23 protein-coding genes and 1 pseudogene are annotated in these 24355 nt (G+C 60.3%); 15 read left to right on the top strand and 9 right to left on the bottom strand.

Features of this window, described 5'->3' with window-relative positions; translation table 11 throughout:
- Positions 1 to 141: 141 nt before the first annotated feature.
- From QZ634_RS00415 to QZ634_RS00425, 3 genes and pseudogenes are all read left to right on the top strand, one after another.
- Positions 142 to 237: pseudogene (locus QZ634_RS00415) on the top strand (LysR family transcriptional regulator); the annotation flags it as partial.
- A 354-nt stretch (positions 238 to 591) separates the two neighbouring features.
- Positions 592 to 903, top strand: coding sequence for an integration host factor subunit beta (locus tag QZ634_RS00420; RefSeq protein ID WP_291984601.1), 312 nt, complete (start codon positions 592 to 594; stop codon positions 901 to 903).
- Positions 904 to 915: 12 nt separating this feature from the next.
- A complete protein-coding gene (locus QZ634_RS00425) occupies positions 916 to 3093 on the top strand; it encodes an ATP-dependent RecD-like DNA helicase (RefSeq protein ID WP_291984603.1) in 2178 nt (725 codons plus the stop codon).
- A gap of 179 nt (positions 3094 to 3272) precedes the next feature.
- On the opposite strand, the gene QZ634_RS00430 is transcribed toward QZ634_RS00425, so the two are convergent.
- From QZ634_RS00430 to QZ634_RS00450, 5 genes are all read right to left on the bottom strand, one after another.
- Positions 3273 to 3671, bottom strand: a complete 399-nt coding sequence (locus QZ634_RS00430) for a type II toxin-antitoxin system VapC family toxin (protein WP_291984605.1) — start codon at positions 3669 to 3671, stop codon at positions 3273 to 3275.
- Entirely contained in the window at positions 3668 to 3904 is a 237-nt protein-coding gene (locus QZ634_RS00435; protein ID WP_291984608.1) for a ribbon-helix-helix protein, CopG family, read from the bottom strand. Before QZ634_RS00435 ends, QZ634_RS00430 begins: the two co-directional genes overlap by 4 nt.
- A gap of 666 nt (positions 3905 to 4570) precedes the next feature.
- Positions 4571 to 4816 carry a hypothetical protein gene (locus QZ634_RS00440; RefSeq protein WP_291984610.1) on the bottom strand — a complete coding sequence of 82 codons (246 nt, stop codon included), beginning with the start codon at positions 4814 to 4816 and terminating at the stop codon, positions 4571 to 4573.
- 173 nt (positions 4817 to 4989) lie between these two features.
- Positions 4990 to 5544, bottom strand: coding sequence for a sigma factor-like helix-turn-helix DNA-binding protein (locus tag QZ634_RS21465; RefSeq protein WP_366145343.1), 555 nt, complete (start codon positions 5542 to 5544; stop codon positions 4990 to 4992).
- 120 nt (positions 5545 to 5664) lie between these two features.
- Positions 5665 to 6465: a replication protein RepA gene (locus QZ634_RS00450; protein ID WP_291984614.1), complete on the bottom strand. Its 801-nt coding sequence runs from the start codon at positions 6463 to 6465 to the stop codon at positions 5665 to 5667.
- A gap of 1098 nt (positions 6466 to 7563) precedes the next feature.
- Between QZ634_RS00450 and QZ634_RS00455 the strand changes: the two genes are divergently transcribed.
- The 3 genes from QZ634_RS00455 (at position 7564) to QZ634_RS00465 (ending at position 10701) form a co-directional block, all read left to right on the top strand.
- A complete protein-coding gene (locus QZ634_RS00455; protein WP_291984616.1) occupies positions 7564 to 7980 on the top strand; it encodes a hypothetical protein in 417 nt (138 codons plus the stop codon).
- A 289-nt stretch (positions 7981 to 8269) separates the two neighbouring features.
- A complete protein-coding gene (traD, locus tag QZ634_RS00460; RefSeq protein WP_291984618.1) occupies positions 8270 to 10087 on the top strand; it encodes a conjugative transfer system coupling protein TraD in 1818 nt (605 codons plus the stop codon).
- Positions 10084 to 10701, top strand: coding sequence for a DUF4400 domain-containing protein (locus tag QZ634_RS00465; RefSeq protein WP_291984620.1), 618 nt, complete (start codon positions 10084 to 10086; stop codon positions 10699 to 10701). The genes traD and QZ634_RS00465 overlap by 4 nt, the downstream gene beginning before the upstream one ends.
- 468 nt (positions 10702 to 11169) lie before the next feature.
- On the opposite strand, the gene QZ634_RS00470 is transcribed toward QZ634_RS00465, so the two are convergent.
- Positions 11170 to 11373 (bottom strand): GDCCVxC domain-containing (seleno)protein, encoded by a 204-nt coding sequence (locus QZ634_RS00470; protein WP_291987916.1) that lies wholly within the window; start codon positions 11371 to 11373, stop codon positions 11170 to 11172.
- Positions 11374 to 11430: 57 nt separating this feature from the next.
- On the bottom strand, positions 11431 to 11862 hold the full coding sequence (gene cadR / locus QZ634_RS00475; protein WP_291984622.1) for a Cd(II)/Pb(II)-responsive transcriptional regulator: 432 nt from the start codon (positions 11860 to 11862) through the stop codon (positions 11431 to 11433).
- Positions 11863 to 11968: 106 nt separating this feature from the next.
- Between cadR and QZ634_RS00480 the strand changes: the two genes are divergently transcribed.
- The gene (locus QZ634_RS00480; RefSeq protein WP_291984624.1) at positions 11969 to 12115 is read left to right on the top strand and encodes a hypothetical protein; all 147 of its coding nucleotides are present in this window, start codon (positions 11969 to 11971) and stop codon (positions 12113 to 12115) included.
- A 53-nt stretch (positions 12116 to 12168) separates the two neighbouring features.
- Positions 12169 to 14232 (top strand): heavy metal translocating P-type ATPase, encoded by a 2064-nt coding sequence (locus QZ634_RS00485; protein ID WP_291984626.1) that lies wholly within the window; start codon positions 12169 to 12171, stop codon positions 14230 to 14232.
- A 10-nt stretch (positions 14233 to 14242) separates the two neighbouring features.
- On the opposite strand, the gene QZ634_RS00490 is transcribed toward QZ634_RS00485, so the two are convergent.
- Both QZ634_RS00490 and QZ634_RS00495 read right to left on the bottom strand, forming a co-directional pair.
- Positions 14243 to 15598, bottom strand: coding sequence for a heavy metal sensor histidine kinase (locus QZ634_RS00490; protein WP_291984628.1), 1356 nt, complete (start codon positions 15596 to 15598; stop codon positions 14243 to 14245).
- On the bottom strand, positions 15595 to 16281 hold the full coding sequence (locus QZ634_RS00495) for a heavy metal response regulator transcription factor (protein ID WP_291984630.1): 687 nt from the start codon (positions 16279 to 16281) through the stop codon (positions 15595 to 15597). Before QZ634_RS00495 ends, QZ634_RS00490 begins: the two co-directional genes overlap by 4 nt.
- Positions 16282 to 16473: 192 nt before the next feature.
- Between QZ634_RS00495 and QZ634_RS00500 the strand changes: the two genes are divergently transcribed.
- From QZ634_RS00500 to QZ634_RS00525, 7 genes are all read left to right on the top strand, one after another.
- Complete coding sequence (locus QZ634_RS00500) at positions 16474 to 16815, top strand: DUF4148 domain-containing protein (RefSeq protein ID WP_291984632.1); 342 nt, start codon at positions 16474 to 16476, stop codon at positions 16813 to 16815.
- A 287-nt stretch (positions 16816 to 17102) separates the two neighbouring features.
- A complete protein-coding gene (locus QZ634_RS21470; RefSeq protein ID WP_366145375.1) occupies positions 17103 to 17456 on the top strand; it encodes a DUF2946 family protein in 354 nt (117 codons plus the stop codon).
- A 265-nt stretch (positions 17457 to 17721) separates the two neighbouring features.
- Positions 17722 to 19011 carry a TolC family protein gene (locus QZ634_RS00505; protein WP_291984633.1) on the top strand — a complete coding sequence of 430 codons (1290 nt, stop codon included), beginning with the start codon at positions 17722 to 17724 and terminating at the stop codon, positions 19009 to 19011.
- A 64-nt stretch (positions 19012 to 19075) separates the two neighbouring features.
- The gene (locus QZ634_RS00510; protein WP_291984635.1) at positions 19076 to 20425 is read left to right on the top strand and encodes an efflux RND transporter periplasmic adaptor subunit; all 1350 of its coding nucleotides are present in this window, start codon (positions 19076 to 19078) and stop codon (positions 20423 to 20425) included.
- A gap of 10 nt (positions 20426 to 20435) precedes the next feature.
- Positions 20436 to 23531, top strand: coding sequence for a CusA/CzcA family heavy metal efflux RND transporter (locus QZ634_RS00515; RefSeq protein WP_291984637.1), 3096 nt, complete (start codon positions 20436 to 20438; stop codon positions 23529 to 23531).
- Between the two features lie 11 nt (positions 23532 to 23542).
- Positions 23543 to 23968 (top strand): hypothetical protein, encoded by a 426-nt coding sequence (locus tag QZ634_RS00520; RefSeq protein WP_291984639.1) that lies wholly within the window; start codon positions 23543 to 23545, stop codon positions 23966 to 23968.
- 39 nt (positions 23969 to 24007) lie between these two features.
- A complete protein-coding gene (locus QZ634_RS00525) occupies positions 24008 to 24334 on the top strand; it encodes a P-II family nitrogen regulator (RefSeq protein WP_291984641.1) in 327 nt (108 codons plus the stop codon).
- Positions 24335 to 24355 lie beyond the last annotated feature (21 nt).

Consider the following 24355-nt stretch of genomic DNA (forward strand, 5'->3'; position numbering starts at 1 on the left):
CTCTGGATTTTAGTGCAGAACTTTTAAGCCGTTGTTTTTTCTTGATAAACTTGCATGGCTTGATGGGTGGTTTTCGGGCATAGGCGTTGGGTCAGACAGGTACGCCAACGCGAAATTTCTGATTGGTGTGGGCTATAAGTCACGGTCTCATTGCTCTGGCACCCAAGGCTGGATGCCGATCCAGCACATCGTTGGCTGCGCGGCCACGTCAGGGATGTCTGCGCGGTATTTCGCTGAAATGATTGGACCGACGGCCAATCGAGTCGAACGGCGGGTTCCGGATCAGTGTGCTGTCATTCGCGCCAGCCGAGCTTTCGCTGTCGCTACGTCGCCCGCTGGCTGACAGCTGCCGTTGAGTGATGCGACTCAAGGCGTCGACGCGCCAGTCGCCGACCTCAGGCGGACACCGTCTCCCATGGCCGGCAGGCCAAAGATCAGCGCAAAGCGGCGAGGTGCGGCTCCCTCTCGGACGGCTGACCTTCACGAGGTCGAAGGCCGAACGGGTGGTGGGCTCGGTACGGGAAATGCTCGTCTCTCTGAGCCCCTCCGGCGATGACATCCAACGCAAGTCCAGGCGGTAGAATGCCGCCTATGACCCGTGCTGATCTGATCGCCGCCGTCGCTTCCCGCTTCCCTGCGCTGACAGACAAGGATGCCGACATCGCGGTAAAGGAAATCCTCGACGCCATCGGGAGTTCTCTCGCGCAAGGCAATCGAGTCGAAATCCGTGGTTTTGGAAGCTTCCGCCTGAACCACCTTCAAGCAAGGACCAGCCGCAATCCAAGAACCGGGGCCGCGGTTTCGGTACCCGCGAAATATGTACCCCACTTCACCGCTGGCAAGGAACTACGGGAACGTGTCCAGGCATCAGTCAAGGACATACCGCTGCAGCAGGCGGCCTGACGACCACCCTCCATGTCTGACGCCGCCGAACTCGACCGCCTCGCCGGCCTCGTTGAACGCGTGACCTTCCACAACGAGCAGAACGGTTTCTGTGTTCTGCGCCTCAAGGTGAAGGGCGAGCGAGAACTGATCACCCTGATCGGCCACGCCCCCGTCGTTTCTCCCGGCGAATACGCGTCCGCTTCCGGCAACTGGGTCACCGATCGCGAGCATGGTCGGCAGTTCCGCGCGGTGTTCGTCAGAATCTCGCCGCCGACTACTCTGACGGGCATCGAGCGCTACCTCGGTTCAGGGATGGTCAAGGGCATTGGCCCGGTTTATGCGGGAAAACTGGTCAAGTCCTTCGGTGCGGCGGTGTTTGACGTGATCGAGCAATCCCCCGAACGTCTTCGCGAAATTCCCGGCATCGGTGAAGTCCGCGCCAGAAAGATCACCTCTGGCTGGGCAGACCAGAAGGTCATTCGCAGCATCATGGTCTTCCTGCACGCGCATGGCGTCTCCACCTCGCGAGCAGTGCGCATCTTCAAGACCTACGGCCCAAGCGCCATCGACATCGTTCAGGAAAACCCTTACCGGCTCGCTCAAGACATTCGCGGTATCGGCTTTCTCTCGGCCGACACGATTGCCCAGAAGATCGGCATTGCCAAAGATTCTCCCCTGCGAGCCCAAGCCGGTATCTCCTACGCACTGACCGAAGCCTCGGGCCAGGGCCACTGCGGGTTGCCCTATGCCGAACTGGTGCCCCTGGCGGTGAAGCTGCTCGACATCCCGGAATCCATCATCGAAACGGCGATCGCTCAGGAAATCGCCGAAGAGGTACTGCTGCCCGACACCGTCGAAGGTCGGCCCTGCGTGTTCCTGGCACCGCTGTATTACGCCGAGCGGTCGATAGCCGCCCAAATTCAGCGTCTTGGTACGGGCGGGAGTACCCTGCCAGAATTCGATGCCGACAAAGCCATTCCCTGGGTCGAGCAGAAGCTTTCCATCCACCTGGCCGATAGCCAGAAAGAAGCCATCCGTCTCGCCCTGTCTTCCAAGTTACTGGTGATCACCGGCGGACCTGGCGTCGGCAAGACGACCTTGGTGAATTCGATTCTGACCATCATGACTGTTAAGGGCGTCAAGCCTCTGCTGTGCGCGCCGACCGGACGAGCGGCCAAGCGCCTCTCCGAATCAACCGGACTGGAAGCCAAGACCATCCACCGCTTGCTGGAGGTCAATCCGCTCAACGGTCAGTTCAAGCGCAACGCAGACAATCCTCTCGAATGCGATCTTCTGGTTGCCGACGAGTGCTCGATGATCGACGTGCCTCTGGCGAACCAGTTACTCAAGGCAGTGGCCACCAGCACGGCGATGATTTTGGTGGGTGATGTGGATCAACTGCCCTCGGTCGGTCCCGGACAATTTCTCACCGATTTGATCGACTCCGGCACAGTTCCCGTGATTCGACTGACTGAAGTGTTCCGACAGGCAGCGACATCACGCATCGTTCGCAGTGCCCACCAGATCAACCGGGGCGTCTTTCCCAGCCTGCCCGAGAAGGGAGAAGCCTCGGACTTCTATCTCGTCGCCGCCGAGGAGCCGGACATCATCGCGCAAACCGTGGTGGATTTGGTGCAGACGCGCCTGCCCAGAAAGTTCAAGGTCGATCCGATCCGCGACATACAGGTACTGTGCCCGATGAACCGGGGGATCACCGGCGCCCGCGGCATCAACGAGGCCTTGCAGGCGGTGCTCAACCCGCCCGGCGAGCACAGCGTCGAAAAGTTCGGCAACCGCTTTAGCGTCGGCGACAAGGTGATGCAGATCGAGAACAACTACGACCGGGATGTCTTCAACGGCGACATCGGCTTCGTAACCGGCGTTGATCTCGACGAAGAAGAACTCGCCGTGGCATTCGATGGCCGGGTGGTCACCTATCCGTTTGGCGAACTCGATGAACTGGTGCTCTGCTACGCAACGACCATCCACAAGTCGCAGGGTTCCGAGTACCCGGTGGTGGTCATTCCCATCTCGACCCAGCACTACATGATGCTCAAGCGCAACCTCATCTACACCGGGATCACGCGTGGCAAGAGGCTGGTGGTGCTGGTCGGCCAAAAAAGAGCACTGGCCATGGCGCTGAAGGGGGAGCAGGTCGAACGGCGCTGGTCGAAACTGAAAGAACGTCTGCTCACGACTGACCGATAGTCGAGCTGCCACGCTCGCGTTACCGGGTAAGTCGCGTGGGGTCCTCGCTGCGGCGGGCTATGTCCCCTCGGGACAAAAACCCGTCTGATGACGTCTGTAAGTGCCTTTGCCGCTTGCCGATATTCAAGGCGCCGATCGCAGCAATGTCACGTCGGACTGGTCGTCGGCCGTCTCGGACTTCATCTCCAATCCTCAACCTGCAATCCGCTGACTCGTTTGAACTCGCCAACATTCGATGTAACCACCACCAACCCACGCGCCAGCCCTGTGCCAGCTATCAGGACATCGTAAGCGCCGATTGGCTGACCCTGGATCTTGAGCGCCGCACGAATTGCTGCGGCTGCCTGTGCATCAGCTTCATCAAACGGCAGCGTGGCGATGGTCGAAAAAAACGCGTCCAGTATTGGCGCCAGCTTCTTTGCGCGCTCGGTGTTGAGCGCCAGGCCGTAATCAACCTCCATGCGCGTAAGCGCAGACATGCCAATCAGATTCGGCGGTGTGGCTTTGACGCGCGCCAAGACGCCGGGTTGGCCTTTGACGAAATCAGAGACCGTGCAGGTGTCGAGCAGATACTTCATGCCAGTGGGTCAGCTGCCGGCGGCTTGAGGCGGTCCCTGCCTGCTTCAAATAGCGGCATGTCGGCCATACCCTTGAAGGAAAGTAGTTCAGCCGGCCATTGGGGTTTGCCGCGCCTCTTCAGCCACTCGCTCACTGCCTGGCGAACCAGCGCATTCCGGCTTTCACCAATCTTTTTGGCAACTTCGTTGAGCTGCTGGCCAGTTTCGTCGTCAAGGTAGATGTTGAAGTTCATGGTTACGGCCTCCACACGCATAACTGCTTTATATGTTATGTGAAGGCGGTTTGAATTGGAAGGTGTCCGAGTGTGATTGCGTAACCACGAGTATGGAGTAGCAATCCTGATAGGCCGGTTGACAGCCGAAATTCAGGCGGGGGATTCAAGGTGAACTTGGTTCATTCAATGGTCACTCACGGGAAATAACGCTGGTCCAGTGTCCGCAATGGAGGCGCGACCCCACTGTCCCTTGTAGGCCGTGACTTGCCCGATGCTCAGTCAGACCCATCGGCTGCTATGCGCTGCATTGCTGCCGATGGGGAGAAAAATCTGAACGGATCCTGAGGGTCGAAAGGGCGAGTAGCGCTTTCGGGTAAGCAGCCACTCGGATTGGTCTGCCCCGACTTATCCGCCGGACCTGCTCGAACGGCAACAATGTGGCACAGCTGACGCTCAAGGCGCCTGCCCCAATGACCGCGGTGGCCGACGACCGGCCCGACGGCGCACAGGACAAAGTGGTTGGTCTCCGAGTAGCTGGCTGCCGTTCGGGACGCTCAATTTCTTGGGGCTGGTATGGCCGCTCCCTGGCTGTAAGCCGACTCCTGTAGATCAGCCTTGATCGGGGCTGCTGCCGTTCTCGCCGCCTGGCATCCAAGCGGTGGTGCAACAGGTGGCCGCCAGCTCTCATGCGACTGCAGACAGCGTCAGCTTGATGCGTTTCAGGCCACTATCGACGGTCTCTGCCAACTTGGCCATGCTTGGATCGTCGAAGGGCCTTTCTACCGTCCATTCGCAGAAAGCAGCCATGTGCGCGGCGCGCTCGACAGAGAGTCGTGAGTCGATCAAGCCAGCCTCGATAGTGGGGATGAGCGCTGCGGCGGCTCTGAGGCGACTGATTTCGGGGGGCGAGGGCGGGATCTGCTTGGGCATCCCAATATTCTACCGAGGACCAAGGCTCACGGATCCTCGGCGTGGTCATCAAACACGACACTTCCCGCAGCGATCGCGCCGCGCCCGTAAGTTCACAGGTGGTAGCGCCTGTGCTGTGCTTACTGCTGCTCAGCGTTGGCGCGCTGCCGCGCGAAGCTCCTGGGTGACCGAGTTCAGGGCACGTCATTGGGTGCGCCCAAGTCGTGGCTCAGCCGACGGCTGCGCGCCAAGACAAGGATTTGCCGGAGCGTTGCTTCAACCGCATTTCGATTTCTTGGAGCCCCACACTTCAGGCGTGCGCGTTCTTCGAGTTGCCTGACGCGCTCCCTCGATACGCCAAGTCCATCGCCAATCTGCTGCAGCGTGGCCACGTCGCCGTCCAGCCCGAGGCGGCGGGACAGAACGAGGAAGTCGCGGCTCCCATTGCGCAGGCCCTGAAAGCAGGTGCTCACCGCGTCGACCACTCCGTCGCATGCGTCAGCGCCAGCGTGTTCCTGGAAGTGTCCGATCTCCTCTGCGCTCGCGCCAACTCGTTCGAGCAGGACGCTGAGTCGAGGGTCTTCACCATACACGGCTGCCGACAAGCCGTTCACCGCTATCACTCGCCGCCGTAGATTGGCCGCCATCGCCCTTGAGTCCTTGTCACCTTGGCTGTGCAACGCATGGCGCTGATCCTCCGCAGCGAAATCACCCGGTCCATCCGTGGTTGTTCTCGCCGCAGACCGCATCAAATACCCATGTGAAATTGGCGCTACGTTTGACGATTTTAGGGGGCGACGAGTTATCGCGCCACAGCAGCGCGCGCCGACGAGAAGGATTCGGATGAAAAAGGCGCCGAATGATCTGACCTACAGCGAAGACAACCGAGCCCCGCCGGTATGACGAATATGCAAGCGGCTGGCTGCCACGAGGAGCCCTGTTTTCTCGGCCGTGACGTCGGCCTCCGGGTAAAACAGCAGGGTTTCCTCCAGCCGCTGGAGAAACCGCTTCTTGAAGTCGAGCAAGCCGCGCGGTGTATCGCCGTAGTCGGCGCCGAATTGCAGCTTCAAGGCTTGCCAGGGGATGAGGGCACTGGGGTGACGGGTGACGCGCAGGACAAAGATGCGGTAGACGAGCCAGGAGTAGATGTCCATCGCCAGCGGCGACTGGGAGAGCGCGTGCAGCACACGCATGTCGATCGGCACCGGCGACTCGGTGATGTTGCGAAAGAACGCCCCCGATAGCTTGAGGGTGCTCTTCCAGCGCCTCTGGTCGTCAGGCCGTTCGGGATCCCAGAAGAAAAAAGCCTCGTCGGCGATCGCCATATTTTGCAGACAAAACCGCCCCTGTTTTTGAAAGACGATCGACAGCACCGAAGAAAACAGCTTCATGGACTGCTCGCGCAGCCGCTGTCCGTCGCGACCATCGGTTCTCATGCCGAGCTTGTGGAGGAACTCGTTCTGGCTTCTTCCGAGGTCCAGCCGCGGGCACTTCGTCTTCACGGCTTCGGTGCAGATCCACGCCAGAACCAGCCGGGGAACCGTGCCGAAGGGCAGGCCGATTTTCGGGTCGGCGATAATTGATAGCGACACGGCACCGCTTGTACGTTCGAACGATGACACGCCGGGGTCGGTGTGCGGCAAGGTGGTCTGAACCAGCGCCTGGCCCATGAAAGCGAGCGACTCGGCATCGACCTCGACATCGCTGATCTCGAAAGCGATGGACATCAGCTTGTCGGCGCGCGCGACCCTGGTCACGGGAATACCGCTCCCTGGATGCCGGACAGAAGGTGGGGCCGCCGGGATGGAATCGTGAGAAGGGGGGATTGGGGGCTGGTTCGCATGCTGTCACTGTTGCACCCTGCCGGCCCTCGGTGCAGGCGAAAAGCGTCCAGAAAGGTGACTTTTTGGACGCAAGGCGTGGGAAGACGTCAGATCGCGAAGGGCTATGGGCCGCGGAGCTACGGTACGCGGCAGCCTGAATCGCTGTGGAATCGGACGATTCGAAATCCACAGTCGAGATTCCGGGTGGTGACGGTGCGTGTGATGGACGCTGACGCTGATCGTTTGCCCCTCGTGGGCCATACGCGCAGCGAGACGTCTTGCACGGTGGTGGCGTGAAGGCTTCTCAGGCAGCACGTTGCACCGTGACCGTTTCACAGCCTGCACAACCCTGCCGCGGTGAGGTACCGATCTGGCCATCCCCGCCTGATTGCCACGACCGCGGTTTTTCTCCTGGCAGGCTGCTTTTCGCTTTTTTTGCCCTTTTCAACCTCGATTCCGCTGCACGTAACTCGGCGCGTTGGTTCTTCTGCGGCTCGAACGGCGCGGCGGCAGGTAGTTATCCACAGGCGCGACCGCCCCTTACTTGTAAATTACTTGAATTTACTTGTTTACTACTTGTAGACCCCCCTCAAACCCTTGCCACGCAAGGCCTGTAGCCGAGGTCGTGAGACAGGTTTCACGTCGTTATGAGACAGGTTTCACGTTAACTGAGACAGATTTCACGTGGATAACTTTTTCCCTCCTCTGAAAGTCCCTTGTAGCCTGGGTTTGCGGCGAATGGCGTTTGAGACAGGTTTCACGTGGATAACTCCTCTGAGGGGCGATTTCTGTGGATAACTTTTTCCGAAAAGCGGCGCGAAAGGACGCTTTTCGGGGACTTGCATTTTTTTAGCCATCCGTAGAATCGTTCTGGATAGCGTCTCGATCGGCGCCGCTCGCGGTGGATCGGGAGGTTGCAGGGCGCTCATTACGGAGGAGAAGAACATGCGCAACGAACAATCCGGACTGATCACATCCCTGGCGTCGCACTGCTGGCGCCTCTTGAGCTTTCGTGGTGACTGGAAATCCATGCCGGACTCGGCAGGCTTTGTCTGGCTGGCTATGGGCGCGACACTTCTCAGCGGCCTGACGGAACAGCTCGTCAGGGGCCGGTCGCTGGACGTAGCCGTCCTCAGCGCCGTGGTCTGGGCGGGATTCATTCTCGCCGTTTCCAGACACGGCGGGATCTTCAATCGTCGGTTCGCCGGCGCTCTCGCCCTGCTGTCGATCGGAATCGAGGGGCTGCTAGTGCTCACGATCTGGATTCCGGTGGCCGAATGGCCGGTAGCGATCTGGGCCGGCGTTGCCGTCATGCACCTGCTGTTCCAGGCCAACGACGCGGGTGCGGCGGCAGGGCGCTAACGCCGGTTAGCATCGAGCGCCGTTTTCCTCCGATGAAAACGCCGGTCATCGACTTCAGTGCAATGATGCGCACAGGATCGGGCGGCCAGCTCCCTGAGCCGCTGCTTCTCAGGGATGAGGGCGACGCCGATCGCTGGCCCGACTTGGATCAGTCCATCGTCTTAGCGGTGCCGACGAGCCAGCCCGACCATACGTTCGATCCTGCGAAGCGGGTCATGGCACACGCCCAAACGTGCCACAGAAGAAAGCGTGCCGGCCATCCGTCGGCGCCATCGTCGAGGAGCGTGTGATGGCTGCCTCCTCGCCCTACGACTTCGAGGTCCCGTGGCGCCCCAACTTTGAAGCCAAAATGGCGCTGGTCTGGGCGCTGGCGTCGGCCCTGATCATCGCCTTCTCCTGGGCGGTTCCGTTGTTCTCCCAGTTCTCGGCGCTGCTCGCCGTCGGATGTGCTCTCGCCGCGGCCTGCCGCGGTTACCAGGCCTACCAGCGGCTGCTGGATGCCTCGCGTCTGCGCTCGTTCGGCAAGGCGTTCATTGATCTCGGGGAACTCGAAAAGAAGGCTCACCAGGCCGCTCAACGGCAGGCGCTCTGGCTGGGAACAGGGTTTCCCTGGACCGACATCGAGGCGAGCAAGCTGCATACTCTGATTTCACTCGGCGTCGTCAGGACGCTCGGCAAAGCCGCCCAACAGACCGAGGGCGCCTACTGGGTCCACGGTCTCGCCCCCGAAAATGACCTCTATTCGGAACTCGCCCACCTGGTCGGGCACACACTGATCGTCGGCACGACCCGTGTCGGCAAGACACGCCTGTTCGATCTGCTCATCGCCCAGGCGATCTTCCGGGGCGAGACGGTGATCATCATCGATCCGAAGGGCGACCATGCGCTCGCCCGGAATGCCCGCGCCGCGTGTGACGCCAGCGGGGCAGGGGAGCGTTTCGTGTATTTCCATCCGGCGCATCCCGATCGATCGGCGTGCATCGATCCCTTGCGCAACTGGAACCGCAAGACCGAGCTGGCCAGTCGCGTGGCGGCGTTGATCCCCTCGGAAACCGGCGCCGACCCGTTCACCGCCTTCGGCTGGAAAGTGCTCAACGACATCACCAACGGCATGATTGCCACCGGCCACCGGCCGAATCTGGTGCAGCTGCGACGCTACGTCGAAGGTGGCCCCGAGAGCCTCCTGCAGCGGGCCCTGAAAGTTCATTTCACTCGACAGATAAGGGACTGGGAAAGCCGGGCCGCGTCCCATATCCGGCGCTACAAGGATCGGCTGCTGGAAGCCTACATCGCCTTCTATCGGGAGATCGCCATCCATGAAGCGCAGTCGGTGGATCTCGATGGCTTGATCTCGACCTACGAGCACAATCGCGAGCACTTCCAGAAGATGGTCGCCTCCTTGATTCCAATTCTCTCGATGCTCACCAGCGACCCCCTGCAGGCGCTCCTGTCACCCGACTTCGAACCCGGCCACGAGCGGCTGGTGACCGACATGTCGAAGATCATCCACGCCAATAAAGTGGTCTACATCGGTCTAGATTCGCTGGCCGACTCGACGGTAGGCAGCGCCATTGGCTCGATCCTGCTGGCCGATCTCGCCGCCGTCGCGGGCGACCGCTACAACTACGGCATCGACTCGCTGACGCCGGTCAATCTGTTCATTGATGAAGCCGCCGAGGTCCTCAACCAGCCGGCCATTCAACTGATGAACAAGGGCGGCGGCGCCGACTTCCGAGTGACCATCGCGACGCAGACCTTTGCCGATTTTGCCAGCTCACTCGGCGACGAAAACAAGGCCCGCCAGGTGCTCGCCAACACCAACAACAAGATCGCCCTGCGCGTTCTGGATTCCGAAACGCAAAAATACCTGGCCGAAGGCATGCCGCAGATCAAGGTGCGTTCAATGGCACTGCGCTACGGGCACAACGTCGATAGCCACGTGCAGGACGAATACACCGCGTCTTATCAGGAACAGATCATGGAGGCGGAGGCGGAATTCTTTCCGGCGGCGATGCTGGGTGAACTGCCGCCGCTGCATTTTATCGCCCGGCTTTCGGGCGGCCGGACGCTCAAGGGACGGTTTCCCATCCTGCTAACGCAGCCATGAGGGCGGCGCGCACGGAGAATGCCTGGAGTACCTTCGTCGCCGTCGCGCTGTTTCTGGTGATGGCGGCCACCTGGGCGCTCATTCCGCCGGCAGTGATCCGCAACGCCTGGATCGCCGAGCGGGCTGAGGTCTACGCGATTGCTGGCAAGGGCGAGAGCGATGTCTACGGTCGTACCCTGGACGATATGGAAAAATCGCTGGCGTCGGATTTTCGCAGCTTCATCATTGACGCTCAATCGACAGGGCAGGGACCCTTTGGGAGTTCCGACCTCAGCGCTTGGGCGCAGGGCCGGATCGTCGCGACCTGGTTGTGGATCGGCCTGGTCGCCTACCGCCTGCAAGTGTTGATGGGATGGCTGGTGCCAGGGATTCCCTTGGTGATGGCGGCCTACAGCGACGGCCAGCTCGTGCGGGAAATCCGCAAGTATTCCTTCGTGGCCCAGAGCCCGATCCGACACAGCCTCGGGGTGCGCGTGCTATGGGCCGTTCTGGTAGGGCTTGCCGTCTGGATAATCGTGCCGTTGCCGATGCCCTCGCTGCTGCCACCCTTGTTGATCGTCTCGATCTCGTACGCCCTGTGGCTGTGGGTGAGCAATTTGCAGAAGCGGCTTTGAGGGGTGTGCCATCCAGGGGGCGCTACGGCTGTGGTGTGACGGCTGGTCGACGGCGGCGAATCGTGGCGCGTTCGTGCTGCCTCGACCACGACCTGGTCATTGCCGTCGCGAAGAAACGAGACCTCTGAACGGCCGCTGCCACCGTTCAACGTGACGTTTGGCGGTGTAGCCTCTGGGGCAGGTTCTCGGCCGGAGGGGCCGTTGGGTTGTCGCACCAGGAACGACTGCAATGAGACGGTCAGCGGTCGTTCAACACTACGGGGCCACGAACGACGGCTTTCTCATCCGTCGAACGCGAACTTTCACCAGATTGAGGTCGGAAGGTCGGAAGGTCGGTAGCGCTGCTGCTCGAAGCTAGGGGACGTCTCAGAAAACGGAAAATAGAGCACGCTAAGCCTTTTCGCCGCGCCATGACGCAAACAGCCCGCGCAAAGGCGGGCTGTCGACGGTGCCGGGGAAAGCCTGGAATTACCCGCAACTCCTGTTCTGCGCCTGAATCCGTGGGCATTTTGCCGAGCCGAAGGAACAGAATACGCAACAGTCGCCGGAGTTGGGGCGCAGCAGGTTCTTGCAGTTGCGGCACTCGTAGTAGAACTGGCAAGCGTCAGTCGACATGGTTTCCTGCTGGGCGAATCCACAGTGTGGGGGTAGAACAAGCAGCCGTGTCACCAGCCGCCATTTGAGGAATCAGCTCACGAAACGGGAAAAAGTTGTACGCCAAGACCTCGATTAGCCGAGGTGCGTATGCCTTTCATGCCGAGGTTCTGTTTCCATAGACGCCAGCCCCTGCAAGATTCCACAGGCGTCCATGGCCTGCTCGCTCTGGCAGCGCTGACGCAGCTCACTCAGCTGCTGCTTGAGCTGGGACAGCTCGGCCATACGCACATCGACGTGGGCAATGTGTTCGTCGAGTAGTTGATTGACGCCACCGCAATCACCGGCAGGCTGATCCATCAGACCCAGTAGCGTGCGGATTTCCGCATGCGTCATATCCAGGGCACGACAATTCCGTATAAAGCGAAGCCGCTCGACGTGGAACTCGCCATAGCTGCGGTAGTTGGCCATCGTCCGTGCCGGTGCGGATAGCAGTCCTTCCTTTTCGTAGTAACGCACGGTTTCCACCGTGCATTGCGCCACTTGGGCGAGTTCACCGATCTTCACGGGTAGTCTCCAAAACACTTGACCCTATAGTAACTTCAGGGTGTGAAATGGACAATATACCAACAATTGGACGACGCCATGCCCTCTCGCCCCGTGAAAATTACGCATGTTCACCACGCATGCGGCGACGATCAGTCTCATGCTCACGACGCTTTGCCCGCTCATCACGATCATGGGCATTCGCACGACCATGGTCATGAGTGTTGCGCTGCCGATCCCTTACCAACATCGGCATCAGGCAACGCCAGTCTGATCACAGCCAAAATTCCGGCCGGCTACACACTCACTCGGTTACGCGTCGCACAGATGGATTGCCCGACCGAGGAGGCGTTGATCCGCAACAAGCTGGGTGGCATAGCCACGGTGAGCGGGATGGAATTCAACCTCATGCAGCGGGTCCTGACCATTGTCCACCAGAACAACACGCTACCAGCCGTTGAGACGGCCATCCGTGACTTGGGCATGAGTACCGAGCCAATGGAGGCAAGCAGCCAAGGCAGCGCGCCCACCGAGGCAGTCAGTAAGCCTTGGTGGCCGTTGGCGCTGGCCGGGGTTGCCGCTCTGGGCGCGGAAATTGTCCATTGGGCTGGCTTGCCAGAATGGTTGTCCGGATTGCTGGCACTCGTCGCCATCACAATCAGCGGTGTCGGCACTTTCAAGAAGGGCTGGATTGCGTTGCGCCACGGCAATCTCAATATCAATGCCTTGATGAGCATTGCCGTGACGGGTGCGGTATTGCTGCGGCAGTGGCCGGAAGCGGCCATGGTCATGGTCTTGTTTACTGTTGCCGAGCTGATCGAAGCGAAGTCACTTGATCGGGCACGCAATGCCATTCGCAGCCTGGTGCAGTTGACGCCGGAAATGGCGACAGTACGGCAAGCGAACGGTGCTTGGGCCGAACTGCCAGCCAAGGCTGTCACCATCGGCCAAATCGTGCGCGTCAAACCAGGCGAGCGCGTCGCCCTCGATGGTGTCGTGACGGCTGGGCGATCAAGCATCAATCAGGCGCCTATTACCGGCGAGAGCTTGCCGGTCGACAAGTCGGCTGGAGACAGTGTATTCGCCGGGACCATCAACCAATCTGGCTCCGTCGAATTCCGGGTTACTGCCGAATCCACGCATTCGACCTTGGCACGTATCATTCACGCGGTCGAAGAAGCGCAAGGCGCACGTGCGCCAACCCAGCGCTTCGTCGATCAGTTTGCCAAGATCTACACGCCGGCGGTGTTCGTCTTCGCCATCGCGGTAGCCCTTGTGCCGCCCCTGCTACTTGGTGGCAGCTGGCAGGATTGGGTATACCAGGCGCTGGTTCTGCTGGTCATAGCCTGTCCGTGCGCCTTGGTCATTTCCACGCCCATCACCATCGTCAGCGGTCTGGCAGCAGCAGCCCGCCACGGCATTCTGATCAAGGGCGGTGTTTATCTTGAGGAAGGTCACAAGCTCGCGTGGCTGGCATTCGACAAGACCGGCACCATCACGCACGGCAAACCGGTATTGACCGATACGGTCTTGCTCGATCAGACGGACGGAGTGGATGCCGTCCGAGTGGCCACCAGTCTTGCTGCACGCTCCGATCACCCGGTTTCTCACGCCATAGCCACAAGCGGACAACGGAACGACACCGTCCTGCTTGATGTAGCGGACTTCGCCGCCATTCCAGGGCGAGGTGTGCTCGGAACCGTTGGCGGCGTGCAATATCAGCTTGGTAACCATCGGTTGATCCATGAGCTTGGCGTATGTACTCCTCCCCTGGAGGCTCGGCTTGGTGAATTGGAAGAGCAAGGCAAGACGGTCATTCTGCTCACCGATGGCGAGCGCGTGCTGGTCCTGTTTGCGGTGGCCGATACGGTCAAGGACAGTAGCCGCGCCGCGATCCGGGCGCTACATGAGTTGGGTATCAAAACAGTCATGCTGACCGGCGACAACGCACACACCGCGCGAGCCATCGCGGCCCAGGTTCAGATTGACGAAGCCTTGGGCGATCAACTGCCGGAAGACAAGCTGCGTGCTATCGAACGCTACGCGCAAACAGGCAAGGTTGGCATGGTGGGTGACGGCATCAACGATGCACCGGCCCTGGCGCGAGCTGACATCGGCTTTGCCATGGGCGCGGCGGGTACCGATACGGCTATCGAGACTGCTGACGTCGCACTGATGGATGACGACCTGAACAAAATTGCGCGTTTTGTCCGCCTGTCGCGCACTACCCGGACGGTACTGGTACAGAACATCGCGCTGGCATTGGGCATCAAAGTCGTTTTTCTCGTACTCACGCTGCTCGGTATGGGCACCATGTGGATGGCGGTATTCGCTGATATGGGCGCGAGTCTGCTGGTTGTGGCTAACGCTCTAAGGCTGGTGCGTCAGTAGCAAATTGCTCTCAGATTGGAGTCGTTGGTTGCGTGCTCCCCATGGGCAACACGAAACCAACGGTCGTCCTGCCTATCGCGGACTCTGCGAATGTCTTGCCGCCATGCATGCGCGCGATGGCGGCGACGATCGACAACCCTAGACCATGGTTGGTTTCGCTATGTTCACGCGCAGGTGACGCCCGGTAGAAGCGATCAAACAGGCGAGATTGGTGCTCTTCCGGGATGGTCGGGCCGATGTTGCTTACCGAAAGTTTGACGGCATTTGTCGCGTCGGAGTCGATGGCCAGCTCAACGATTGAGCCTGGATCGGCGAAGTGGGTTGCATTCGATAGCAAATTTGACAGTGCCCGGCGTAGCAACGCTGTGTCAAAGAAGCCTGAAGAGTCTCCCTGCACCTCAGCACGTAGGCCAGCTTCCTGTAGCGACGCGTCGTGATAGTCGATGACTTCGGCTGCGATCATCGCCAGGCTATCAATACGATCTCGTCGTGCGAGCGCGCCACAAGCGGCTCTTGACAGGAACAGCATGTCGTTAACGAGGCCGGCAAGGCGCCGCAGTTCTTCAAGGTTTAAGCCGAGGACTTCCCTCAATTCATTCGCTTCTCGATTGCCACTCAACGCCAATTCCGTCTCGCCAATCAGTATTGTCAGGGGATTTCGCAACTCATGTGCGACGTCCGCATTGAAGCCATCCAGCTGCTTGTAGGCGTAGTCCAGCCGCGCGAGGAGCGCGTTGAACTGCGTAACCAAAGGCTGCAACTCTTCAGCTTGGCCTGACCCATCCAGCGACTGGTCAAGGCTGTCCGGGGCTAGTGCTGCCGCCTGCCGGGCGAGGTCGTGAATCGGCGCCAGTCCCCGTCTGACGAGCCAAACGCCACTCAGGTAGATCAACGCGGAACCGGCCAAGGCACACGCTAGAAGCGTCCATGCCAAGCGTCTCATTAGTTCAGCATCTGCTTCCGTGTTCAGCGTCATCTGGGCGCGAAGGGCCGATGTGCCGAATAGCATCGACGGAACATCAAAAGTAAGCTGCCTCTGAGAGATGGCGGCTTGTGCGGTAGATGCGGTGCTGTAGACGAGAGCGCCAGCGGGTGTGCTCAGGCGCAACTGAAGATCAGCATGGCCGACAAAGAAATCGTCAAGCTTGTGACGCAGGCTGGTCAATTCGTCCTCGGCTCCAATTTCAGCCACCAGATGGCGGATTACTTCCTCCTTGTGCTGAAGCTCTTCACTCTGGCGAGCCACAAAACTGAGGTTCGTGACGAAGTACACCGCCACACAGACTAGCCCAAGCCCTAGAAGAGCCTGCACAGCGAGCCAACGAGACAACCAGTGGTCTATCGACCCTGGAGCACTCGTCTTCATGACTTTCGGCTTTCTAGGACGTAGCCCATTCCACGGACGGTGTGAAGGAGTTTCTCGTAGAACGGATCGTCGAGTTTGCCTCGCAGGCGACGCACGGCTACTTCGACGACGTTTGTATTGCTGTCAAAGCTCATGTCCCACACCTTCTCGGCCAGTGCTGCGCGCGAAATCACCTGCCCGTGTCGGCGCAGTAGGAGGCTGAGCAGCGTAAATTCCTTAGCGGTCAGGTTGATGCGCTCGCCGCCTCGCGTTACCCGTCGCCGCCCGAGATCAACTTCGAGGTCCGCCAGCCTGAGGATATGGGCGTCCGGACCTAGGGGCTCTCTTGTTCCACGACGCAGCAGGGCCTGCACCCGGGCAAGTAGCTCGGAAAGGGAGAAGGGCTTTACCAAGTAATCGTCGGCCCCAGTTTGCAGGCCCCTCACCCGATCCTCAACCTTGTCCTTCGCTGTGAGCATCAATACCGGCACAGCGCTCTGTCGTCGAAGCGCGTGCACGATTGCGAAACCATCCAGCCCTGGCAGCATGACGTCGAGAAGGACGGCGTCGTATCCGCCGTTCAGCGCAAGCTGCAACCCGGCCGGGCCGCTGTGTGAGACATCAACGACGTAGCTATTCTCCGTAAGCGCCTTGCGTAGGTACTCGGCAAGCCTCAATTCGTCTTCGATGACCAGGATCTTCATGCGCGAATTATCGCGGGATCGGCGATGCAAAAGGATTACGAATTCGTAATTTGGCAGTTCGCAAATTGACGTGCTCGGCGCGCTATCGTACCTCCCGTGCCGAACGTTCAACCCAAACGGCATCGTTACCGCACACCAGCGTGTTTTCAAGTTCCATCAAATTCCACTTCGCCTACAAGAAGGAAACCCATTATGTTGATTCGTACCGCCATACTTTTCCCCATCCTCTCCATCGCCCTCGCCGCACCGACGCTTGCGCTGGCCGAATCGGAGATGCATTTCTCGAGAGGCGAGGTGGGCTACACGTTTTACCCCAATCATGTGAAGTCCACCAAGACCACCGCCCAGGTCATGCGGGAATTGCAGGAGGCCAAGGCAGACGGGAGCTACCAACAGTCTCTGGAAAACTATCCGGCTCCTGCCAAAAGCGTCGGGTCGGGCAAAACTCGAGCCGAAGTGCTCAATGAGCTAAAGAATATTACCCCCGCCGAGCGCGCGCGAATGCAGGCAATCTATACAAAAGGTGCGGGGTAACATCTGAGCTCTTCGTCTTTGAGTTACGGTGATGTTGGCGGCAGTTTCGATCCGTAAAAATTTTGTGACGGTCACGCCTCTGGCATATCCGTACGCACTGTACTCGGGTGCGAACCGGTATTCCAGAGGCGACCGTGATACCCGATATCTCAGGCTCGAAGGCTACCATCTCAACCGCCCAGACCAATCGGCATTGCTATGACGAACGTGCAAAAACCACCTACCTTCCCGGGAAACCAGCGGATGAAACCGACGCAGAGGCAAGGCTTCTTGGTTATACTTCGCCCGTGATCAAGCGCCTCGTCCTTATCCTCTTGCTAGTAGTTGCGCCGCTCCAGGCTGCTTGGGGCGTGGCGGGCGGCTATTGTCCGCATGACGAGCGGAGTGCGGACACGCAGCATTTTGGCCATCACGTACACCAGCATCAGGCGGCCGACCAGAACGACGTCGGCGATCCAACCGCGACAGGTTCTGATGCCGACTGCTTCTCGTGTCACCTCGGATGTGTCGGCGTCACCATGTCACCTGCCCCAGTGCTGTCGTCCACGCCAGCATCGTTGGCTGTCGCCCCCCCCGCTCGCTTTCCCCTCTCCGTCTTTCTCCAGGGTCCAGAACGACCCAATTGGATGCCCGCCGTCTGATCCGGCGGAACGTCCACAGCTTTCAACCGCAATTCCTCTCCTTAAGCCCCAGAACAGGGGCTAAGCGGCCGTCGCAAACGGTGCTTCAGAGTAATGGCGGCCACCAAGCTAGAACCGTGGCGCAATCGCGCAAATCGGCGGCAAACGCCTGCCGATACGGGCTTTTAGCGCGCCTCCCGCGGCAACAACTGATAAATCCAAGGCCAACTTTCTGGTCGCCTTGCCGCCTACATGCGCGGGTATCAAACGGAGATTTCAACGAGACATGCATTCAAATATTCATCGTGGGCGCGTGGCCCGCTTCATCACAACGCTGATCTTGGCGGCCGCCACGTCGGCGGTGCTGGCTGCAGAGTCACCCCTGACCTTGGCAGCGGCCTTGCAGATTGCCGAAGCGGCCAACCCCCAACTTCGGGCAGCGCAAGCCGATCTGGCCGCCACCGAGGGGCAACTCGCTGATACCCGTGGCCTGCTCTGGAACAACCCGCAACTAACCGCCGAACAGGCCCGCCGCAAGGTTCCTCTCCCGGGCCAGGGAGATGACACCCTGCGGGAGTGGGGTGCCGATCTTTCCCAGACCCTGGAGATCGCAGGTCAGCATGGCTATCGTCGCAGCGCGGCTGAGCAGGATCTGGCCGCACTCCAGGAAAGCATCGAAGAGACCCGCCGGCGGGTCCTCGCCGAGGTCGAGCAGAAGTTCGTCCAGGTATTGGGCCTGCAGACGCGTGTTACGACCGAGGCTGAACTGGTCAGCTTGATCAGGGATGCTGCTGGAGCGGCAAGAAAACGCTTCGCGGCGGGCGAAGATACCAAGCTCGACAGCAATCTCGCGGAGGTTGAGCTCGGTCGCGCCGACAATCAGCTGCAAGCGGCGCGCGAACAGCTCATCCAGGCCCGCGCAGATCTCGCCGCCACTCTGCAATTGCCGGCCGAAGCGCTGCCGGAAGTACGAGGGACACTGGCCTCCGAAGTGGCCACGCCATACACCCTGGACGAGCTGCTGGCCGCAGCCGCTGACCGGCCGCGATTACGTACGCTGGAGTACCAGGAGCAGGCCGCCCGCAGTCGCCTGGGCTTGGAGCGTGCCGCGGCATACCCGGACGTGACTGTTGGCGTTTTCACGGCCCGTGAAGGATCAAGCGATGCACGCGAGCAGATCACCGGCGTTTCCGTTTCCTTACCCCTGCCACTGTTTCGCCGCAACGCCTCCGGCATCGGCAGAGCGGTCACCGACGTGAGCAAAGTCCAGATTGAGCGCGAGGTGGCCAATCGGGACGCGCGCGCAACGGTCCTGGCTCTGTGGCAGAAGCGGGAAAGCCTGCGTGGTCGGGTAAAGCAGCTTGATCAAGTTGTCCTGCAACGCCTGAACGAGAACAAGCGTCTGTCCGTAGCAGGCTACCGGGCCGGTGAGATCAGCCTCACTCAACTCTTGCTAGCAACCCGGCAAGTTCTCGATACCCGCCGCGAAGTGCTGGAGGCCATGACCGATCTGGCCCTGGTGCGCATCGAACTCGAGCAGGCAGCGGGCTGGCATCGGCAGCCGAAAGGCTCGTGATGAGTCATCACCGAGTCGCACACCGCACCCGTCACCTGAAAATGTATCCATTGAAAGATCATTCATGAACAACCTATTCCACGTACTCCCGGCGCATCGGGCTGCACTTTTCGCACTCGGCTTCTCCGCCCTGATTCTCGGCGGCTGTGGCAAGACCGAATCTCCGGCCACCGCCGCCAAAGCCGGCACGGCAATGAGCAGCGCCGAAGAGCAGCACGCCGCTGCCGAGAAGCCAGGCGAACACCGGGGCAAAGACGAACACGCTGCGGGCGAGAAAGCCGGGGCACACGCTGGGGAGGTTAGCAAAGACGGGGACGGCCACGGCGACGAGCATGAAGCAGGGGAGGTGGAAGCACTCAAGCTCAGTGCCGAAGAGATTCAATCTGCCGGCATCGAGAGCGCAGAAATACTGGTGCAGGAAGTGAGCGAACCGCTCACCCTGACCGCCACCATCCGCCCGAATCAAGACCGCATAGCGCACGTGGCGCCACGCGTCCCTGGGCGCATCGTCAATGTCAAAACCAATCTCGGCGACCAGGTAAAGGCCGGGCAGACGCTGGCCGTTCTCGATAGCCTGGAAGTCGGCGATGCGTACTCGGCTTACCTGCAGGCAGCGACCCAGCAGTCGGTAGCCAAGGCCGACTTCGAGCGCGCCGAGAAGCTGCACGGCGATCAGATCATTGCCCAGAAAGACCATCTGCGCGCCCATGCCGAGTACGAGAAGTCCAAGGCCGCTCTCGCAGCGGCCAGGGACAGGCTGCGCATGCTGGGTGTGGACGCCTCGCCTACGGGCGACGGCAAAGCACGATCCACCTTCCCGGTCAGCACGCCGTTCGCCGGAACGGTAATCGAAAAGCACGCCATCCTCGGCGAGCTCTCCCAGCCAGACAGTCCGCTTTTCGTCGTCGCCGACCTGTCGAAACTGTGGATCGCAGCCGATCTGTTCGAGAAGGATCTCGGCCGCATCCAGGTAGGCGCCAGTGCGATTGTTACCGTTGCCGCCTATCCAGACGAGTCCTTCGAGGGCACGCTGACCTACATCGCGGCAGTGGTCGACAAGGAGACCCGTACCGTGCAAGCGCGTGTGGAAGTGACGAATCTGGACGGCCGGCTCAAACCGGAAATGTTCGCCACCGTCGCCATCCGTACCATCGAGACGACCAGACAGGGTGCGACAGTCAAAGCCTTGCTGGTCCCCACCGAGGCCGTCGTGTTGATGAATGGTCAGCCCACGGTGTTTATCGAGGACAGCGACGGCTTCGAGCCGAGAAATGTCGTGCTCGGGCAGAAACTGCGTGGGCGCCTGGTGGTCAAGAGTGGCCTGGCGGCGGGCGAGCGGGTGGTGACGGCGGGCGCTTACGCCCTTAAGGCACGCATCATGAAGTCGGAGCTTGGCGCAGGTCACGGGCACTGAGGGGAAAACCATGCTGAACCGTATCGTTGATCTCTCATTGCGCTACAAGCTGCTCGTCTTGCTGGCTTTCGTGCTGATGGCTTTCTTTGGCGTCCGCGCCTTTCTCAACGTCCCGGTGGATGCGTTCCCGGACGTTACCCCGAACCAGGTCAACGTCTATACAGAGTCGCCTGGACTGGCCGCCGAAGATGTCGAACAACTGCTCACGACGCCGATTGAAACGGCCATGGCTGGCCTGCCGGGGGTCGAGCAGATTCGCTCGGTTTCCCTATTCGGCCTGTCTTACGTCGGTGTCTATTTCAAGGATGATGTGGACATCTACTTCGCCCGGCGCCTGGTCGGAGAGAAGTTGCAGGAGGCCAAGGAACGTTTACCCGCAGGCTATGGCGAGCCTTCTCTCGGACCGAACAGCTCGGGGCTTGGCCAGGTTTTTTGGTACACCGTGGAATCGGCCGACGAGAAACTCTCGGCCATGGACCTGCGCACCTTGCATGACTGGACCGTGCGTCTCATGTTGCGCACCGCGCCGGGGGTAGATGACGTCACCACCTGGGGGGGGCAGGAAAAGCAATACCAGGTCCAGATCAATCCAGAAAAACTGATCAAGTACGGACTCTCCTTCAAGGCCGTCATGGAAGCGCTTGCCGCCAATAATCGGCAGGTGGGCGGACAGTACATCAACCTCGGCCAGGAGCAATATCTGGTTCGCGGCCTTGGTCTGGTGGCCAACACCACGGACATTGGCAACGTGGTCATTGCCGAGCGCGAGGGCGTGCCGATCCACGTGCGCGAGGTGGCCGAAGTCAAGGAAGGCCCGGCGCTGCGCTTCGGGGCAGTGACGCGCGACGGCAAGGAGGTGGCTCTCGGTATCGCCCTCGCACGGATCAACGAAAACCCCAAGAGTGTCGTTGATGCGGTGAAGCAGAAACTCGATCTCGCGCGCCAGGCACTACCTCCTGGCGTCAGCATCAAGCCGGTCTACGACCGTACCGAGCTGGTCGACAAGGCGCTCGCGACCGCCGAAAGCGCCCTCGTGGAAGGATCGATCCTGGTGGCGATCGTGCTCTTCCTGTTCCTCGGGGAAATTCGCTCGGCAGTGGTCGTGATCGCCACTTTGCCGCTGGCGATGCTGTTCGCCTTTCTGATGATGCAATATTTTGGGCTGTCGGCCAATCTCATGTCTCTGGCAGGTCTGGCGATCGGCATCGGCATGATGGTGGACGGTGCCGTGGTCATGGTGGAGAACGCCTTCCGCTTGCTCTCGCATAAGACTGGTCAGGTCGTAAACCGCACTCACGTCATGCTGGAAGCTGCGCGCGAGGTCATCAACCCGATCGCTTTTGCCATTCTCATCATTATCGTGGTGTTCCTGCCGCTTTTCTCGCTGACCGGTCTGGAGGGCAAGCTGTTCAAACCCATGGCCTTCACGATCACTTTTGCCATGGTGGGCTCGCTGATTCTCACGCTTACCCTGGTGCCTGTGCTCGCCGCGCTGATCCTGAAACCCAAGGAAGAAAAAGACACGTTTCTGGTTCGCTGGATCAAGGCGGGCTACCTGCCGATTCTCGACTGGGCGCTGGAAAACAAGAAGAAGGTGATCGTCGCTTCGCTGACCTTGCTCGTCTCGGCCCTCGCCACCTTCCCCTTCCTCGGCAAGGAGTTCATGCCGACGCTCCAGGAAGGCGCCATCATGTTCAGAGCGACCGGCATCCCGTCGACCTCGCTGGAGGAGTCGATACGCGTCTCGCAACAAATGAATGATGTACTCAAGAAAGAGTACCCACAGACCAAGATGGTGCTGGCCACCATTGGACGCGCAGAAAAGGGCGAAACCGCCGACGCCAACTACATGGAGGTGCTGGTAGAGGTGAAACCGCAAGCTGAGTGGCCTGAGAAGATGTCCATACCGGAGCTTTCAGACCGCATGAAGGAAACCCTGGAGGTGGCGCTACCGACCGTGGTGGTAGGCAACACCCAGCCAATCCAGATGCGCGTCGAAGAACTGATTTCGGGCGTACGTGCAACGCTTGCCCTCAAACTTTACGGACCAGACCTCGCCGAACTCGACCGCCTGGGCGCAGAAAGCAAGGGCATCCTGAGCAGTGTACCTGGCGTCGCCGACCTGTCTCTGGAAGCCAACAAGGGCAAGCCGCAACTGGTCGTGAAGGTCAACCGCGAAGAAGCCGCGCGTTTCGGGATCAACGCTGACGAGATTCTGGAGATGGTGCAGGCCGGAATCGGCGGTATGGCTGTCAGCACGCTCATTGATGGCGTACGCCGCTTCGACATTCAGGTGCGTCTCGATGCAGCATTCCGTGATACGCCGCAGGCAATCGGTAATATCCCGGTGCGTACCTCATCCGGCGCCATGGTCCCGCTCTCGCGCGTGGCGACGGTGGAGATGGACGAGGGCTATACCTTCGTGCGCCGCGAGCAATTGAGTCGCTATGCCGTCTTGCAGATGGACGTGAGAGGCCGCGACGTGGACGGTTTCGTCCAGGAAGCGGACGAGAAAATTCGGAGTCAGCTGAAGCTTCCCGAAGGCTACTGGATTGAATGGGGCGGGGCTTTCGAGAATCAGCAGCGGGCGATGGCGCGACTGGCGCTTATCGTACCGCTCACCATTGGACTCATCTTTGTCCTGCTGTACACCGCCTTCAACTCGCTGACCCTCGCCACGCTAATTATTGCCAACGTGCCCTTCGCGGCAATTGGCGGGGTCTTCGGACTGGCGATAACCGGCCAGTACGTCTCGGTGCCCTCTGCGATTGGCTTCATCGCCGTGTTCGGGGTAGCCATGTTGAACGGTATCGTACTGGTGTCATTTCTCAACGACCAGCGCGGCCAGGGCCTGTCGATCCGTGACGCGGTACGCCAGGGGACGGCGCTACGCCTGAGGCCCGTACTGATGACCGCCTCGGTGGCCATCCTCGGCCTCATCCCGATGTTGCTTGCGCAGGGCGTTGGCGCGGAAACACAACGGCCTTTGGCGACAGTCGTCGTCGGTGGCCTGCTCACCTCGACGGCCCTGACGCTGCTCCTGCTGCCGCTCATGTACGAGTGGGTCGAGACGCGCCGCGAGCGTCGCACCAGAACTTCACAGTGAAAGGAACAAAGATGAATACGGTGTTCGCTATCGTCGGTCTAGCCGCGCTGACGCTTAGCGGTTGCGCAGGGCATACGCACGCGCTTGCGCCGGCAAGTGGGAACCCGAGGGTCACGGTTGGCACCTTCAGTCACGAGGGGCGCGGGGCGCCGGCAATGCTCCTGGAGGTCGAGGGGCGGCGTTTCACCGCCCAGGACTTCGCGATACGCCGCGACACGAACCGCTCGGTCTCGCAACAGCACGACAGTCGCAGCCGGCGTCACAGCGGTATCGCTGCTGGAAGCGATACCGAACACTACGACTACTCGGCCAATCCGGAATTGCGCGCGGCGGATGGCACGGTGCTGCGATGCACGCTGACCTGGCCCGCTCGGCAAGCGCCTGCAGGCTATTGCGAGATGGATGAAGGGACGCGTATCGCTGTCCGCTTTGAGTAAGCGAATCGGCAATCATGAAAAATCCAAAGGAGAACTGACGTGAAGGAAATCAAGGCATTCATCCGGCAGCACCGCATCGCCAACGTGCTTCAGGCGCTGCGCGATCTGAAGGTTGCCGACATCAGCTATCACAACATCACGGTCTCCCAGGTGCAGCGGCCCTTGGCGAGTGAGGACCCAGCGCAGCAGCACTACTCCCTGGATCTTGCCGAAGCCGTCGTCTCCGAATACAAACTGGACCTCGTATGTGCCGATGAAGTGGTCGACGAGCTGATTGCCGCCATCACGACAGCGGCGCATACGGGTCTGCCAGACGCCGGCTGGATCTTTGTGAGCGAGGTGACGAAGGCAATTGAAATTCGCTGAAAGCCCGTCCAACTTGCAGCT

It is taken from the genome of Candidatus Accumulibacter sp. ACC007, from assembly GCF_907163205.1.
Taxonomy (GTDB): domain Bacteria; phylum Pseudomonadota; class Gammaproteobacteria; order Burkholderiales; family Rhodocyclaceae; genus Accumulibacter; species Accumulibacter regalis.